The organism is Micromonospora sp. NPDC093244 (assembly GCF_040683695.1).
In the GTDB taxonomy this organism is placed as follows: Bacteria; Actinomycetota; Actinomycetes; order Mycobacteriales; family Micromonosporaceae; genus Micromonospora.
The window spans coordinates 49,717-63,461 of sequence record NZ_JBFBEO010000002.1; the positions used below are offsets into that span (position 1 = coordinate 49,717).

15 protein-coding genes are annotated in these 13,745 nt (G+C 73.9%); 8 read left to right on the forward strand and 7 right to left on the reverse strand.

Translation table 11 applies throughout. From position 1 onward, the window contains the following. Nucleotides 1-138: 138 nt before the first annotated feature. Both AB0N27_RS10195 and AB0N27_RS10200 read right to left on the reverse strand, forming a co-directional pair. The gene (locus tag AB0N27_RS10195) at nt 139-783 is read right to left on the reverse strand and encodes a trimeric intracellular cation channel family protein (protein ID WP_364366372.1); all 645 of its coding nucleotides are present in this window, start codon (nt 781-783) and stop codon (nt 139-141) included. Between the two features lie 40 nt (nt 784-823). Continuing rightward, complete coding sequence (locus AB0N27_RS10200) at nt 824-1,042, reverse strand: DUF3039 domain-containing protein (RefSeq protein WP_007456912.1); 219 nt, start codon at nt 1,040-1,042, stop codon at nt 824-826. Between the two features lie 89 nt (nt 1,043-1,131). On the opposite strand from AB0N27_RS10200, the gene AB0N27_RS10205 reads away from it, so the two are divergent. Beyond that, on the forward strand, nt 1,132-2,067 hold the full coding sequence (locus tag AB0N27_RS10205) for a pseudouridine-5'-phosphate glycosidase (RefSeq protein ID WP_364366376.1): 936 nt from the start codon (nt 1,132-1,134) through the stop codon (nt 2,065-2,067). After that, entirely contained in the window at nt 2,064-2,963 is a 900-nt protein-coding gene (locus AB0N27_RS10210; protein WP_364366379.1) for a PfkB family carbohydrate kinase, read from the forward strand. Before AB0N27_RS10205 ends, AB0N27_RS10210 begins: the two co-directional genes overlap by 4 nt. Before the next feature lie 92 nt (nt 2,964-3,055). Here AB0N27_RS10210 and AB0N27_RS10215 read toward each other — a convergent pair whose 3' ends face one another. After that, nucleotides 3,056-3,415: a DUF3099 domain-containing protein gene (locus AB0N27_RS10215; RefSeq protein ID WP_364366382.1), complete on the reverse strand. Its 360-nt coding sequence runs from the start codon at nt 3,413-3,415 to the stop codon at nt 3,056-3,058. Nucleotides 3,416-3,517: 102 nt separating this feature from the next. On the opposite strand from AB0N27_RS10215, the gene AB0N27_RS10220 reads away from it, so the two are divergent. Both AB0N27_RS10220 and AB0N27_RS10225 read left to right on the forward strand, forming a co-directional pair. After that, complete coding sequence (locus tag AB0N27_RS10220; protein WP_124771959.1) at nt 3,518-3,805, forward strand: hypothetical protein; 288 nt, start codon at nt 3,518-3,520, stop codon at nt 3,803-3,805. A gap of 14 nt (nt 3,806-3,819) precedes the next feature. Further along, nucleotides 3,820-4,131 (forward strand): hypothetical protein, encoded by a 312-nt coding sequence (locus tag AB0N27_RS10225; RefSeq protein ID WP_124771984.1) that lies wholly within the window; start codon nt 3,820-3,822, stop codon nt 4,129-4,131. A gap of 9 nt (nt 4,132-4,140) precedes the next feature. Here the strand turns inward: AB0N27_RS10225 and AB0N27_RS10230 are convergent, their stop codons facing one another. Continuing rightward, nucleotides 4,141-4,722 carry an HhH-GPD-type base excision DNA repair protein gene (locus AB0N27_RS10230; RefSeq protein ID WP_364366385.1) on the reverse strand — a complete coding sequence of 194 codons (582 nt, stop codon included), beginning with the start codon at nt 4,720-4,722 and terminating at the stop codon, nt 4,141-4,143. A 107-nt stretch (nt 4,723-4,829) separates the two neighbouring features. Here AB0N27_RS10230 and AB0N27_RS10235 point away from each other — a divergent pair, with 107 nt between their 5' ends. The 4 genes from AB0N27_RS10235 to sigB all read left to right on the forward strand — a co-directional run bounded on the left by AB0N27_RS10235 (nt 4,830) and on the right by sigB (nt 8,948). After that, nucleotides 4,830-5,834, forward strand: a complete 1,005-nt coding sequence (locus AB0N27_RS10235; protein ID WP_364366388.1) for a CPBP family intramembrane glutamic endopeptidase — start codon at nt 4,830-4,832, stop codon at nt 5,832-5,834. A 34-nt stretch (nt 5,835-5,868) separates the two neighbouring features. Next, nucleotides 5,869-7,353: a methyltransferase gene (locus tag AB0N27_RS10240; RefSeq protein WP_364366391.1), complete on the forward strand. Its 1,485-nt coding sequence runs from the start codon at nt 5,869-5,871 to the stop codon at nt 7,351-7,353. Continuing rightward, nucleotides 7,353-7,775, forward strand: a complete 423-nt coding sequence (dtd, locus tag AB0N27_RS10245) for a D-aminoacyl-tRNA deacylase (RefSeq protein ID WP_364366394.1) — start codon at nt 7,353-7,355, stop codon at nt 7,773-7,775. The genes AB0N27_RS10240 and dtd overlap by 1 nt, the downstream gene beginning before the upstream one ends. 168 nt (nt 7,776-7,943) lie before the next feature. Further along, on the forward strand, nt 7,944-8,948 hold the full coding sequence (gene sigB, locus AB0N27_RS10250; protein ID WP_364370602.1) for an RNA polymerase sigma factor SigB: 1,005 nt from the start codon (nt 7,944-7,946) through the stop codon (nt 8,946-8,948). A 52-nt stretch (nt 8,949-9,000) separates the two neighbouring features. On the opposite strand, the gene AB0N27_RS10255 is transcribed toward sigB, so the two are convergent. Genes AB0N27_RS10255 through AB0N27_RS10265 form a run of 3 tightly spaced genes read right to left on the reverse strand, consistent with a single transcriptional unit; the run spans nt 9,001 to nt 13,662 of the window. After that, entirely contained in the window at nt 9,001-11,556 is a 2,556-nt protein-coding gene (locus tag AB0N27_RS10255) for a GNAT family N-acetyltransferase (RefSeq protein ID WP_364366397.1), read from the reverse strand. Between the two features lie 25 nt (nt 11,557-11,581). After that, nucleotides 11,582-12,763, reverse strand: coding sequence for an acetoin utilization protein AcuC (locus AB0N27_RS10260; RefSeq protein ID WP_364366400.1), 1,182 nt, complete (start codon nt 12,761-12,763; stop codon nt 11,582-11,584). Nucleotides 12,764-12,801: 38 nt separating this feature from the next. Continuing rightward, complete coding sequence (locus AB0N27_RS10265) at nt 12,802-13,662, reverse strand: sulfurtransferase (protein WP_364366403.1); 861 nt, start codon at nt 13,660-13,662, stop codon at nt 12,802-12,804. Between the last annotated feature and the right edge of the window lie 83 nt (nt 13,663-13,745).

The following is a 13,745-nucleotide window of genomic DNA, read 5'->3' on the forward strand; positions in this document are numbered from 1 at the left end:
GGGCCACGAGAACCGCCGCCCATGAAAACGCCTCCGCGCAGTAGCTGCCGCGAAGGCCGACTCAGCATAACCAGAGCGGGGCGCACAGCCCAGGCGACGCCACGCTGGTCACATCTGCCACCCCAGCGGAACGGCGCCTCACCACTCCGGGTCGCCGGTGCGCGGCGGTCGCAGCGTCGCCACGGGGGCGGACCAGCGCCGACGCAGCGCGATCAGTCGCAGCCCGAAGACCAGCACGGCAGCGGCGGTGAGCGGCACCGGTCCGGTCTGTCCGGTGGCGTACAGCAGGACCACGAGCACCGAGCCGGCCAGCGCGGCCAGCGCGTAGATCTCCCGGCGCAGCACCACCGGGATCTCGGCGGTGAGCAGATCCCGGGCGAGCCCTCCGCCGATCGCGGTGAGCATGCCGATCAGGCAGGCGCCGACGGCGGGCACCCGGGCGTCGAGGGCCTTGAGCGTGCTGGTCACGGTGAACAGCGCGAGGCCCGCCGCGTCGAGCACCAGCACCGTGGTGCGCAGTCGGGCGAGCTGCGGATGCAGCCAGAACACGGCGAGCGCGGTGATCGCGGCGGTGGCCGCGTACCGCCAGTCGGCGAAGGCCAGCGGCGGCACCTCGTCGATGACCAGGTCGCGGAGGATCCCGCCGCCGAGCGCGGCCACGAAGCCGACGAACGCGACGCCGAACAGGTCCAGTCGCTTGGCCACCGCGGCCGAGGCGCCCGAGGCGGCGAACACCGCGACCCCGGTCAGGTCGGCGAGGAGCAGGGCGGTGGAGGTGGTCACCGCCGCAGGCTACGTCGCCGGCCGGATGGCCGGCCGGGCTTCACTCGCGGTACGAGTCGTAGATCTCCTTGCACTTGGGGCAGACCGGCGACCCGGGCTTGGCGGCCTTGGTGACCGGGAAGGTCTCCCCGCAGAGCGCGACGACGAAGGTGCCCATGACGGCACTCTCGGCGATCTTCTCCTTGCGGACGTAGTGGAACATCTCGGGACCGGTGTCGGCGTCCTTCAGTTCCGGACGTTCGAGAACCTCTGTGCTCACGTCTGCACCTCCAACCGTCAAGTTTGGCAGGTCATCACGGCCGGGTCCACTTGAGGCCGGCCGGAGCCCGACCCCGTACCGTGCTTAACGTGACTGAATTTCGCATCAGCTACGGCACCGACGTCGCCCACGCCCTGCGCGACGGCCGGCCCGTCGTCGCCCTGGAGAGCACCATCGTCTCGCACGGCCTCCCCCGGCCGCAGAACCTGCGGGTCGCCCGGGAGATCGAGCAGACGGTCCGGGACGCCGGGGCCGTCCCGGCGACCATCGGCATGGTCGGCGGCGAGTTGGTGGTCGGCCTGGACGACGCGCAGCTGACCCGGCTGGCCACCGTCGACGGCGTGAGCAAGCTCTCCGTACGCGACCTGGCGGTGGCCGCGGCGACCGGGGCGGACGGCGCCACCACCGTGGCCGCGACCAGCGCCGTGGCCGCCGCGGCAGGGATCGGGGTGTTCGCCACAGGCGGTCTCGGCGGGGTGCACCGGGAGGCGGCGCACACCTTCGACGAGTCGGCGGACCTGATCACCCTGGCCCGGACGCCGATCGCTGTGGTCTGCGCGGGGGTCAAGTCGATCCTCGACGTGGGCGCGACGCTGGAGCGGCTGGAGACGCTCGGGGTCGCGGTGGTCGGTTACCGCACCCACCGCTTCCCCGGCTTCTACCTGACCGACGGCGGATTCGACCTGGACTGGTCGCTGGAGTCCCCGGAGCAGGTCGCGGACGTGCTCGCCGCCCGCGACGGACTGGCCGTGCACACCGGCGGCCTGATCATCGCCAACCCGCTGCCGGTGGACGAGCAGCTCGACCCGGAGCTGCACGACCGGACCCTGACCGACGGTCTGGCCCGGCTGGAGCGCGACGAAATCACCGGCAAGGCAGTCACGCCGTACCTGCTGGCGCACTTCCACTCGGCCACCGAGGGCGCGAGCCTGGCGGTGAACGTCCGGATCATCCTGCGCAACGCCGACCTGGCCGCGCGGATCGCGGTCGCCTCGGCCGCCCGCAACACCGCCGTCGCGGCATGACCCGAGCGGCCCGGGTGGTCGTCGTCGGGGACGTGCTCACCGATGTCGTCGCGGTACTGGCGGGGCCGCTCGCGGCCGGTTCGGACACCACAGCCGAGATCAGCCTCGGCGGTGGTGGCCAGGCGGCCAACACCGCCGCCTGGGTCGCCGCGCAGGGGGTGCCCGTCACGCTCGTCGGCGCGGTGGGCGACGACGAGGCGGGACGGGACCGGGTTGCCGAACTCGACCGGGCCGGCGTCGACTGCGCCGTGCAGCGGGTCTCTGACGTGCCGACCGGCACGGTGATCGTGCTGGCCGGTGACGACGAACGCACAATGGTCACCCAGCGGGGCGCGAACCTGCGGCTGAGCGACGGGCACGTCGAGCGGGCCCTTGCGGCGCTGCCCGACGCCGGGCATCTGCACCTGTCCGCGTACACCCTGCTGGACGCCGGGTCGCGCGGCGCGGGACTGCGGGCGTTGGCCGCGGCCCGTGAGCGCGGGCTGACCACAAGCGTCGACGCGGCGTCCGCGGCGCCGCTGCGGCGGGTCGGCGCCGCGGCGTTCCTGGCCTGGGTACGCGATGTCGACCTGCTGCTGGTCAACGCGGACGAGGCAACGGTGCTGGCGGGCGGGCTGGACCCGGCGGCGCAGGGCCGGGCGTTGTCGGCGACGGCCCGGCGGGTCGTGGTCAAGCGCGGCGCGGCGGGCGCGGTCTGGGTGGACCGGGGTTCGGTGGTCAGCGTGGCCCCGGCGCGGCGGGTCGCGGTGGTGGACGTGACGGGCGCGGGCGACGCCTTCGCGGCCGGCCTGCTCACCGCCTGGCTCGGCGGCGCCACACCGGCGGCGGCGATGGGCCGCGCCACCGACCTGGGCGCGCTGGCCGTCTCCACCGTGGGCGCACGACCGCAGCCCTAGCGTTCGGCGCGAGCCCTAGCGTTCGGCGCGCTGCCCTGGTCGTCGGTGCGCGGCCACGGCCGTGACCTGTCGGACCCTGGCCCGGGGACGGGTCAGGGTTCGGCGTCGATGACCTTGTGGGGGCGTTCCTCGGCGGTGAGGCTCATCGGCGGGGTGTCGTCCACCTGCCGCCGGTGGAACCGGTTGGCCAGCCGGTGCTCCTCCTTGGGCGGCCGGTCGTTGGCCAGCAGCACGGCAAGCCACGGGATGAGCACCATGCCGAGGGCGCACAGGGGCAGCCAGAGCCACAGCAGTGGGGCGTTCGCGCCGACCAGGATCGCGCCGGCGACGATGCAGGCCACCCGGATGCCCATCATCAGGACGTAACGGCGCTGACGGCTGGTGAGCTGATCGTTCTGGCTGCGCGAGGCGTCGGTGATCAGAATCGGCTGGTACGCCTGCCGCTTCACCATGGACCTCCTCGAGGGGGTTACGCCTCATCCTGTCACCGCTGGACCGTGATCAGCGAACTTCGAGTGATCCGGTGCGTGTTACGCCCGTGGTACGCTCCCGCAGTGGGCAGCAGGTTCAGCTTCACCGACGAGGCGTTGGCCAACCTGAGGGTCTACGACGTCACACCCGGGGAAGTCTGGGAGGCGCTGCACAGCGCCCGACGGGTGATCCGCCACCTGGGCGACGACGTGATGGTGGTCTACGCCGCCGCCCGCCGGGGCCGCCGACTGGCCGTGCTGCTCGCCGAAGCCGATGGCACCGACAACGACTGGGACATCCTCTCCGCCCGCGAGCTGAGCGACGTCGAGTCCAAGCGCTACGACGAGGCCGTACGGAGAGATCGCCGATGAGGGGGGCCGTGACGATGCACCGTAACGACGCGACCAAGCAGTTCCACAGCGGCGACGACCGGATCGCCGATCTGATCGACGAGAGCCCGGCGGTGGACCTGCCCACCCCCGACACCGACGTGCCGATGGTCAGCCGGTCGGTCCGGCTCCCCCTGGACACCTACGAGCGGGTACGCGCCGCCGCCGACGCCCGCGGCATCGGCGTCACCACGCTGATGCGGCAGTGGATCGAGGCGGGCCTGGCCGACCTGGACGACTCCGCCACCGTCTCGCTTGCCGACGTCAGGCGCGCGCTGGCGTCACTGGCGCACCCCACCGCCGCCTGAGCCACCGGGTCAGCCGCTGGCGGTCTTCGCCTTGGCCGCCGCCTTCATCTGCTGCTTGTACTCCCGCACCCGGCGCAGCGAGTCGGCGTCGGTGACGTCGGCCACCGACCGGTACGCGCCCGGATCGCCGTACCCGCCAGCCGCCTCCCGCCAGTCCTGCGGCGTCACCCCGAACCGCTTGCCGAGCAGCGCCACGAAGATCTGCGCCTTCTGCTTGCCGAAGCCGGGCAGCTCGGACACCCGGCGCAGCAGCTCCGGGCCCTCGGTGACGTCGGACCAGAGCAGGGACGCGTCCCCGTCGTACCGGTCCACGAGAACCTGGCACACCTCCTGCACCCGGGCGGCCATCGCCTTCGGGAACCGGTGCAGCGCGGGAGGGGTGGCGAAGAGCGCGACAAGCGCCTCCGGGTCGTACCCGGCCAGCTCCGCCGCGTCCAGCTCGTGGCCGAGCCGCTGTGCGAGCACGTACGGCGAGGAGAACGCCTTCTCCATCGGTACCTGCTGGTCGAGGACCATGCCGAGGAGCAGGGCCAGCGGGCTGCGCTCCAGCAGCCGGTTGGCCTCCGGGTCGATGGGCAGTACGAGCGTCATGGGGACATCCTGCCTGGCGTACCGGCCCGGGCGGAGACCGACGCTCCGTGCGGGAACGCCGCCGGGGCGATGACGAGCCGGACGGCCCGGCTGCCATGATCGAAGACATGTCGCAGAGCGCCCCGCCCGGTTCCCCGTACCACCGGCTCGGCCGCACCGCCGGGTACCGCTGGTGGCGCCCGCTCGCCGGCACCGTCGCCCTGGCCGGGGCGGCGGTGGTGGGGATGTGCCTGCTCTTCGGTGTCGTCACCGTCGTGGCCGAACTCACGGACCGGCCGAGCGACGCCGACGGACTGCCCGTCTTCGGCCCGGTCCCGGACGCGGCGATCCTGATCGCCGCTCTGGCGCTCCTGCTTCCCCTGGTGCTCGCCACCGCCCGGCTCGTGGAACGGCGTCCGGCCGGCACGGTCTCCTCGGTGACGGGTCGGCTGCGGTGGGGCTGGCTGGGCCGCTGCCTGCTGGTCGCCGCACCACTGATCATCGGCATGGTGCTCGGCGCGGACCTGCTGCTCGACCTGACCACCGACGAGGATTCGCTGCTGGGCCCGGCCGACGCGTGGGTGGGTGCGCCGGAGTTCGCCGCCGGCCTGCTGATGGTCCTGCTGCTGGTGCCCTTCCAGGCCGCGGCGGAGGAGTACGTCTTCCGGGGCTGGCTGGTGCAGGCCGTCGGCTCGTACCTGCGCTCGCCCTGGCCGGCGATCGGCCTCCAGGCGCTGCTGTTCGCCGGGGCGCACGGGTTCGGCACGGGCTGGGGCGTCCTGGACCTGGTCGTGATGGGCGCGCTGTGCGGCTGGTTGACGATCCGGACCGGCGGGCTCGAGGCGGCGATCGCGCTGCACGTGGCGAACAACCTGATCGCGTTCTCCCTGGCGGCCGCGTACGGCGGGCTCACCGCGGACGAGACGGTGGCCGACGCGCCCTGGCAGCTGGTCGTCGTCGACGTGCTGGCCATCTCGCTGTTCGCCCTGATCGCCGACCGGCTGGCGGCGCGCCGACACCTGGCGACTGTCGTGCCTTGCGCGCCGGGCCAGGCGGTGCCCGGGGGCGACACGGCGGCACCCGGGACGATTGCGCACCTGCCCGACGCCGACGTCGAATCCCGTGGGTGGTGACCGCGCGTTCCGCCCCGAGGGGCAGGATGGCGGCGTGGACGAACACGACATGCTGCTCTCCCCCGCCGGTGTCGACGCACTGCGCACCGCGCTGACCGGGGCCGGGTTCACCAGCGCGGGCATCGCCGAGCGCCTCGGCCCGCAGGCCACCGCGTCGGTGGCCCGCAACGATTACCGGGCCGCGCTGCGCGCCACCGAGGACCTCGATCCGCTCGCCACCCTGATCCGGGTGTTCATCTGCGACCAGATTGAGTCGGAGACGGCGGTGGCCGCCGCGCTGGCGCCGTTGAGCCTCGAGGAGGCGCTCACCGGCGGGCTTGTCGAGCGGTACGGCGACGGTCTGCGCGCCGGCGTCGACCTCGAGCCGTACGGCGACGACTGGTGGGTGCTCGCCGACGTGCCGGCCAGCGCCCGACCGGGCCGGCCGCTGCACGCCGAGCACGTGCTCGGCATCGGCGGGGCCACCCAGACCCTGATCGGCGCGACGATGCGCCGCCCGGTCGACACCGCACTGGACCTGGGCACCGGCTCCGGCGTACAGGCTCTGCACCTGGCCACCCACGCCAACTCGGTGACCGCCACCGACCTGTCCGAGCGGGCCCTGCGCTTCGCCGCGACCACCGCCGCCCTCAACGGTCAGGACTGGGAGCTGCTGCGTGGCGACCTGGTCGCACCGGTGGCCGGCCGACGCTTCGACCTGGTGGTGAGCAACCCGCCGTTCGTGGTCGGCCCGGGCACCACCACGCACGTCTACCGCGACTCCGGCCGGGTCGGCGACGCGATCGGCGCCGAGCTGGCCGCCGCCGCTCCCGGCCTGCTCACCGAGGGCGGCACCATGCAGTACCTGGCGAACTGGGTGCACGTCGCCGGCGAGGAGTGGGACGAGCGGGTGGCTGGCTGGTTCGCCGGGACCGGGCTGGACGCCTGGGTGATCCAGCGCGAGGTGGCCGACCCGATGGCGTACGTCGACCTGTGGCTCACCGACGTCGGCGAGACCGCCGACCCGCAGCGGATGGCCGCCTGGCTGGACTGGTTCGACGCGCACAAGGTGGAGGGGATCGGCTTCGGCATCGTGTCGCTGCGCCGCGGTGGGCACGCCGACCCGGTGGTCCGGGTCGAGGACCTGCGCCAGCGGGTGCAGCCGCCGCTGGGCGACCAGATCGCCGCCTGGTTCGACCGACAGGACTTCCTGCGGGTACGCGGCACCGAGGCGTTGCTCGCCGAGCGCTACCGGGCCGCCGACGGCCTCCAGCTGCGGCAGGAGGCCACCATGGGCGACGAGGGCTGGGCGGTGGACCGGCAGGTCCTCGCGATGCCGCACGGCCTGCGCTGGACCGAGGAGATCGACCCGCTGGTGCTGGCGCTCGTCGGCGGGGCCGACGGCCGGCTGCCGCTGCGTGACCAGCTCGCCCTGCTCGCGGCGGCACACGACGTCGAGCCGGACGAGATGGCCGAGGCGGCCGGCCCGATCGTGGCGCACCTGGTGGAGCGGGGCTTCATCGAGCCGGTGAGCGTCTGATGCGGGCGGTGGTGCAGACCGTCGGGCGGGCCAGCGTGACGGTGGACGGCGAGGTGGTCGGCGCGATCGAGAACGGACTGATGGTGCTGCTCGGGGTGACCCACACCGACACTGGGCAGACCGCCGAGACGATGGCCCGGAAGGTGCACGAGCTGCGCATCCTTGACGACGAGGTGTCCGCCGCCGACACCGGCGCGCCGATCCTGGTGGTCAGCCAGTTCACTCTCTACGGCGACGCCCGCAAGGGCCGCCGGCCGAGCTGGCTCGCCGCCGCCCCCGCCGAGGTGGCCGAGCCGCTGGTGACGGCGGTCGTCGACGCGCTACGCCAGCGCGGCGCCACTGTCGAGACCGGTCGCTTCCGCACCCACATGCTCGTCGAGAGCGTCAACGTCGGCCCCCGGACGCTCGTCCTGGACCTCTGACCGGCGGAACCCGCCGGTGACGGCGATCCGACCGGATCCTGTCGGGTGCCCGATCGCCTCACTCCCGTTTCACGTCCCGCCCGCCAAGCTGTGTGTCACACCGGCACCACTGGGCCGGAAGACACGGCACAGACGTGGATACGGGGAGAGACAGAGATGGCCCTGCAGATGACGGAACACCGGACCCGCCCGAGCACCAGCACCGACACCGACGGGGCCGTCGAGGCTCTCGCCGACCTGGACGCCACCGACGAGCGTGGCATCTCCACCGACCTGGTTCGGGCGTACCTCAACGGGATCGGTCGGACGAAGCTGCTGACCGCCGCGCAGGAGGTCGACCTGGCCCGCCGCGTCGAAGCCGGCCTGTTCGCCGACGAGAAGCTGGCCACCTGCACCCCGGTCTCCGAGGAGCTGCGGGCCGATCTGGAGCTGATCGTCGCGGAGGGCCGCGCGGCCAAGGACCACCTGCTGGAGGCGAACCTGCGGCTGGTGGTCAGCATCGCCAAGCGCTACACCGGACGCGGCATGGCCTTCCTCGACCTCATCCAGGAGGGCAACCTGGGCCTGATCCGGGCGGTGGAGAAGTTCGACTACGCCAAGGGTTACAAGTTCTCCACGTACGCCACCTGGTGGATCCGGCAGGCGATCACCCGCGCCATGGCCGACCAGGCCCGCACCATCCGCATCCCGGTGCACATGGTCGAGCAGGTCAACCGAATGGTGCGGGCCCGCCGCGAGCTTGCGGTGACGCTGGGCCGCGAACCCACTGTCGCCGAGGTCGCCCGGGCGCTGGAGATCCCCGAGATCCAGGTCATCGAGCTGATCTCCTACGACCGGGAGCCGGTCAGCCTGGACCAGGCCGTCGGTGACGACGGCGAGAGCGCGCTCGGTGACTTCGTGGCCGCGGTGGACCCGCGTACCGAGCCGGGTGACGCGGCCGCGCAGGGCGAACTGCGCAACGAGGTGAGCATCGTGCTGGCCACCCTGTCCCAGCGGGAGCAGGCGGTCATCCGGCTCCGGTTCGGTCTCGACGACGGCCGGCAGCGCACCCTGGACGAGGTCGGCCGGGAGTTCGGCCTGTCCCGGGAGCGGATCCGGCAGATCGAGAAGGTGACGCTGCTCAAGCTGCGCGCGCCGGAGCGGGCCCAGCGCCTGGAGGCGTACGCCTGCTGACACGTGTCGCTCCGCGACAGGCCCTGGCGGTTCGCCGGGGCCTGTCGCGCGTTCAGAGCCGGCGGGGACCGGTGTCGGGGCGGGCGATCAACCCGCCGACGCGTACCTCGGCGTGCAGGACGGAGATGCCGTCCGGGCGGGCGAGCACCGGGTTGAGGGTCAGCGAGCGTACCCGGGGCTGCTCGTCGGCGAGCCGACCCACCCGCAGCAGCAGGTCGGCCAGCGCCGCCCGGTCGACAGGCGCCGCGCCCCGGTGCCCGCGCAGCAGCGGTGCCGCCCGGGGCTCGTCGACCAGTTCGGCGGCGTCGGTGTCGGTCAGCGGCACCGCCCGCCACGCCCGGTCGCCGAGCAACTCGGTGGCGACCCCGCCGAGACCGAAACCGACCACCGGCCCGAACGCCGGATCCTCCACCAGCTCCACGACACAGGCCACGCCGGGCGGGACCATCGGCTGGACCAGGACGTCCGCGCCGAACAGCGCAGCCACCTCGCCGTACGCCCGGCGCAGTGCCGGTTCGTCGGGCAGGCCGAGCCGGACGGCGCCGAGATCGAGCCGGTGCCGCAGCCCCGGCGCGGCCGCCTTGAGAGCCACCGGGAAACCCAGCCGCGACGCGGCCTCCACCACCGCGTCGGCCGAGTCGGCGGAGAGCGACGCCACCGTCTCGATGCCGTACGCGGCCAGCAGCGCACCCGGGTCGATGGTGTCGGCGTGCAGGGCGGCCTGCGCCGCGTTCGCGTCCACCCGGGGCAGCTCGGGTGTCACGCCGGGCGGCCGGCGCAGCCACTCGGCGTACCTGTGCACGCGGGCGAGAGCACGAACCGCCTCCTCCACACCGCCGTACGCCGGCACCCCGGCGGGCAGCCGGCCGACCAGGAACGTCGCCACCGTCGGCTTGCCCAACGCCAGCGCGGCCGGCAGCACGGCGGTGACGTCGGCGTCCACATTGCTGAGCTGGCCGGGCAGCGGGGGCGCGAACACCACCACCAGGGCGTCCACCCCCTCGTCGCCGGCCGTCTCGGCGAGGGCGGCGGCGAACTCGGCGGCGCCGGCGCTCGGCCCGACGTCGCGGGGGTAGCCGTCGGCGACGGTGAGGCCCTGCCCGGCGCAGGCCGTGGCGGCCAGCCCGGTCAACGCCGAGGAGTTGCCGACCACGCCGACCCGACCACCGGCCGGCAGCGGCTGGTTGGCCAGCAGCACCCCCACGTCGAGCAACTCCGACACGGTGTCCACCCGGATCACCCCGGACTGGGCGAACAGCGCCGCCACCGCGACCTCGTCCGGGCCGTCGGTGTCACCCACCCCGGCCGGGCGGGCCGGCGAGGCGAGCGCGACCACTGGCTTGGACCGACCGATCCGACGGGCCAGCCGGGCGAACTTGCGGGGGTTACCGAAGGTCTCCAGATACAGCATGATCACGTCGGTGCCGGGGTCGTCCTGCCAGTACTGGAGCAGGTCGTTGCCGGAGACGTCGGCCCGGTTACCTGCCGACACGAAGCTGGACAGCCCGAGGCCACGCCTGTCCGCCTCGGCGAGCAACGCCACCCCGAACGCGCCGGACTGGCTGAAGATGCCCACCCGACCGGCCGGCGGTAGTGCCGGCGAGAGGGTGGCGTTGAGGCGTACCGTCGGGTCGGTGTTTGCCACGCCCAGACAGTTCGGGCCGATCACCCGCATGCCCGCGGCGTGCGCCGCGCGGACCAGCGCCCGCTGCCTGGCCGCGCCCTCCGCGCCGGCCTCGGCGAAGCCGGCCGAGATGACCACCAGGCCGTGCACCCCCGCGGCTGCCGCGTCGGCCACCACGGTGGTCGCCGCCTCCGGCGGAACCGCCACCACCGCCAGGTCCACCGGGACACCGGCGTCGACCGCCGACGGGTACGCGGGCAGACCCGCCACTGTCGACGCGCTCGGGTGCACCGGCACCACCGCGCCGGTGAAACCGCCGTCGCGCAGATGCCCGAGCACCGCCGCTCCGACGCCCTGACCGGTGGCGCTGGCACCGTAGACGGCGATGCCCCGCGGGGCGAGCAGCCGGGCGATCGACCGGGCCTCGGTGCGGTGCTCCCGGCCCCGCTGCACCTCAAGCGTCGCCTCGGTGGGCGCGATCGGGAAGCTGAGGTGCACCACGCCGTCGGCGTACTCGCGCTGGACCTGGTAGCCGAAGTCGGCGAAGACCCGCAGCATCGTCCCGTTGGTCGGCAGCACCTCGGCCACGAAACTCATGATGCCGTTGCGTCGGGCCGCGTCGGCCAGGTGCTCCATCAGCACCGAGCCGATGCCCCGGCCCTGGTGGGCGTCCTCCACCACGAAGGCCACCTCCGCCTCCGGGGCCTGCGGGCCGAGCCGCTCGTACCGGCCGACCGCGACGATCTGGTCGCCGGCCAACACGACGAACGCCTCCCGGTCGCGGTGGTCGACCGTGACGAACCGGATCAGGTCCCGTTCCGGGATGCGCGGATACGGCGAGAAGTAGCGCAGGTAGCGGGTGCGCTCGGAGAACCTGCTGTGCATCGCCACGATGCCCGGCGCGTCGGCCGGGCTGATCTGTCGCAACTGGACGGTGCTGCCATCCCTGAGCAGCACGTCCACCGGCTGGTCCACCGTCGTCACCGGCGTGGTCCTCCCCCGGCCCGGCTCAGTCCCGCGGGTCGTGCGGGTCGAGCCCGAGCAGCGGGAAAACCGTCTTGCGGGTGGCCGCGATGGCCCGGTCCACGGCGTTCGGCTCGCCGGTCGGCTGCCACGGCGAGTACGACGGGTCGGCGTCGTCGGTCATCCGCAGCGGAATCTCCCGGCCCGGACGACGGGCGGCGGCCAACTCCCGCCAGGCGGGCGGGGTGAGCGTCGCCGGGTCGACCGGGTCGCCGGTGGCTACGGCCAGCAGGTGGCTCCAGGCCCGGGGCACCACCTCGACAAGCGCGTACCCGCCGCCGCCGGTGGCCACCCAGCGGCCGTCGCACAGCTCGTCGGCGAGCGCCCGCAACGCCAGGTAGGTGGCCCGCTGACCGTCCACCGTGAGGTTGAGGTCGGCGAGCGGATCCAGTCGGTGCCCGTCCGCGCCGCACTGCGTGACAAGCACCTGCGGCCGGAACGCGCGCAGCACCGACGGCACGATCGCGTGGAACGCCCGCTGCCAGCCGGTGTCGTCGACGCCCGGCGGCAACGGCATGTTCACGGAGGTGCCCTGTGCGCCGGGCCCGCCGGTCTCGTCGGGGAAGCCGGTGCCCGGGAACAGCGCCAGCGGGGTCTCGTGCAGGCTCACCGTGAGCACCCGGGGGTCGTCCCAGAAGATCTGCTGCACCCCGTCGCCGTGGTGCACGTCGACGTCCACGTACGCGACGCGCTCCGCGCCCAGGTCGAGCAGTCGGGCGATGGCCACGGCCGGGTCGTTGTAGACGCAGAAGCCGGACGCCCGGGCGGGCATCGCATGGTGCAGGCCGCCGGCCACGTTCACCGCCCGGCGGGCGTCGCCACGCCAGACCGCCTCGGCGGCGGCCACCGTCGCGCCGGCGATCAGCGCGCTGGACTCGTGCATGCCCTCGAAGACGGGGTTGTCGGAGGTGCCCAGCCCGTACCCGGCGAAGAGCGGGTCGCGGGGGGCCGCGCGCACCGCGGCCAGGTAGGCCGGGTGGTGCACGCGGGTGAGCAGGGCGTCGTCGGCGGGCTCCGGCTTGACCATGCGCACCCCCTGTCGTTCGAGGATGCCCAGCTCCCGGGCGAGCGCGACGGTCAACTCCACCCGGACCGGGTCGAGCGGATGGTCACCCATGTCGTAGGCGAGCAGCGACTCGTCCCACACCACCACCGTGTCGTCGGACATGAGCCCATCGTCGCACGAGGACCGTCCGCGCACGCAGGTCAGTGACCGGGTGTCGGACCGGTGGCGACCGGCCGGGCCGGGTCTGCCACCCAGTTGCTCCACGACCCGACGTAGAGCGCCGCGTCCGGTCGGCCCGCCAGGTGCAGCGCCAGCACCGCCTGCGCGGCGGTCACCCCGGAGCCGCAGTACGCCCCGACGGACCGGCCCTCGGTGACGCCCGCCGCGGCGAACCGCTCCCGCAGCACGTCGGCCGCCGCGAAGCGCCCGTCCGGGCCGACGTACTCCCCGGCGGGCAGGTTCGCCGCCCCCGGCACGTGACCGGCGACCGGGTCGATCGGCTCGGTCTCACCGGCGTAGCGGGGCGCGGCCCGCACGTCGAGCAGAACGGCGTCGTCCGCGGCGGCCAGCCTCGCGGCCTGCGCCGCGTCGAGCACCGGCAGGTCACCGGGGCGTACGTCGACGTCACCGGGGGCCGGATCGGGCGCCGTGGTCGAGACGGGCCGGCCGGCGGCCACCCAGGCCGGCCACCCACCGTGCAGCAGGCGGACCGGACGGTGCCCCGCCCAGCGCAGCGTCCACCAGGCCCGCGCGGCGGCCAGGCCGTCGCCGCCGTCGTACACGACGACGGGGTGACCGGCGCGGACCCCGGCGGCCCGCAGCGCGGCCTGCAACGCGGCCGGGTCGGGCAGCGGGTGCCGGCCGCCGGCCCCGGGTGGGCCGCACAGCGCGGTGTCCAGGTCGACGAAGACCGCGCCGGGCAGGTGACCGACGAGGTAGTCGTCGCGGCCGGGCGGCCCGGTGAGCCGCCAGCGGACGTCGAGCAGGGTGGGCGGATCGTCGCGGTCGAGCTCGTCGGCGAGCCGATCGACCTCGACCAGCGGCTCCTGGGTACCGGACATGGCGACCATCCAACACCATTCGCGTCAACGGCACACGGCTCGGCGGCGGTCGTCGCCCACGAGCCGAGGTAGCATTCTGCACC

Coding starts and splice junctions, on each gene's coding strand:
- AB0N27_RS10225 (WP_124771984.1), top strand. CDS start 3,820: ATGCACCGTAACGACGCGACCAAGCAGTTCCACAGCGGCGACGACCGG.
- sigB (WP_364370602.1), top strand. CDS start 7,944: ATGACGGAACACCGGACCCGCCCGAGCACCAGCACCGACACCGACGGG.
- AB0N27_RS10215 (WP_364366382.1), bottom strand. CDS start 3,415: ATGGTGAAGCGGCAGGCGTACCAGCCGATTCTGATCACCGACGCCTCG.
- AB0N27_RS10210 (WP_364366379.1), top strand. CDS start 2,064: ATGACCCGAGCGGCCCGGGTGGTCGTCGTCGGGGACGTGCTCACCGAT.
- dtd (WP_364366394.1), top strand. CDS start 7,353: ATGCGGGCGGTGGTGCAGACCGTCGGGCGGGCCAGCGTGACGGTGGAC.
- AB0N27_RS10230 (WP_364366385.1), bottom strand. CDS start 4,722: ATGACGCTCGTACTGCCCATCGACCCGGAGGCCAACCGGCTGCTGGAG.
- AB0N27_RS10260 (WP_364366400.1), bottom strand. CDS start 12,763: ATGTCCGACGACACGGTGGTGGTGTGGGACGAGTCGCTGCTCGCCTAC.
- AB0N27_RS10265 (WP_364366403.1), bottom strand. CDS start 13,662: ATGTCCGGTACCCAGGAGCCGCTGGTCGAGGTCGATCGGCTCGCCGAC.
- AB0N27_RS10235 (WP_364366388.1), top strand. CDS start 4,830: ATGTCGCAGAGCGCCCCGCCCGGTTCCCCGTACCACCGGCTCGGCCGC.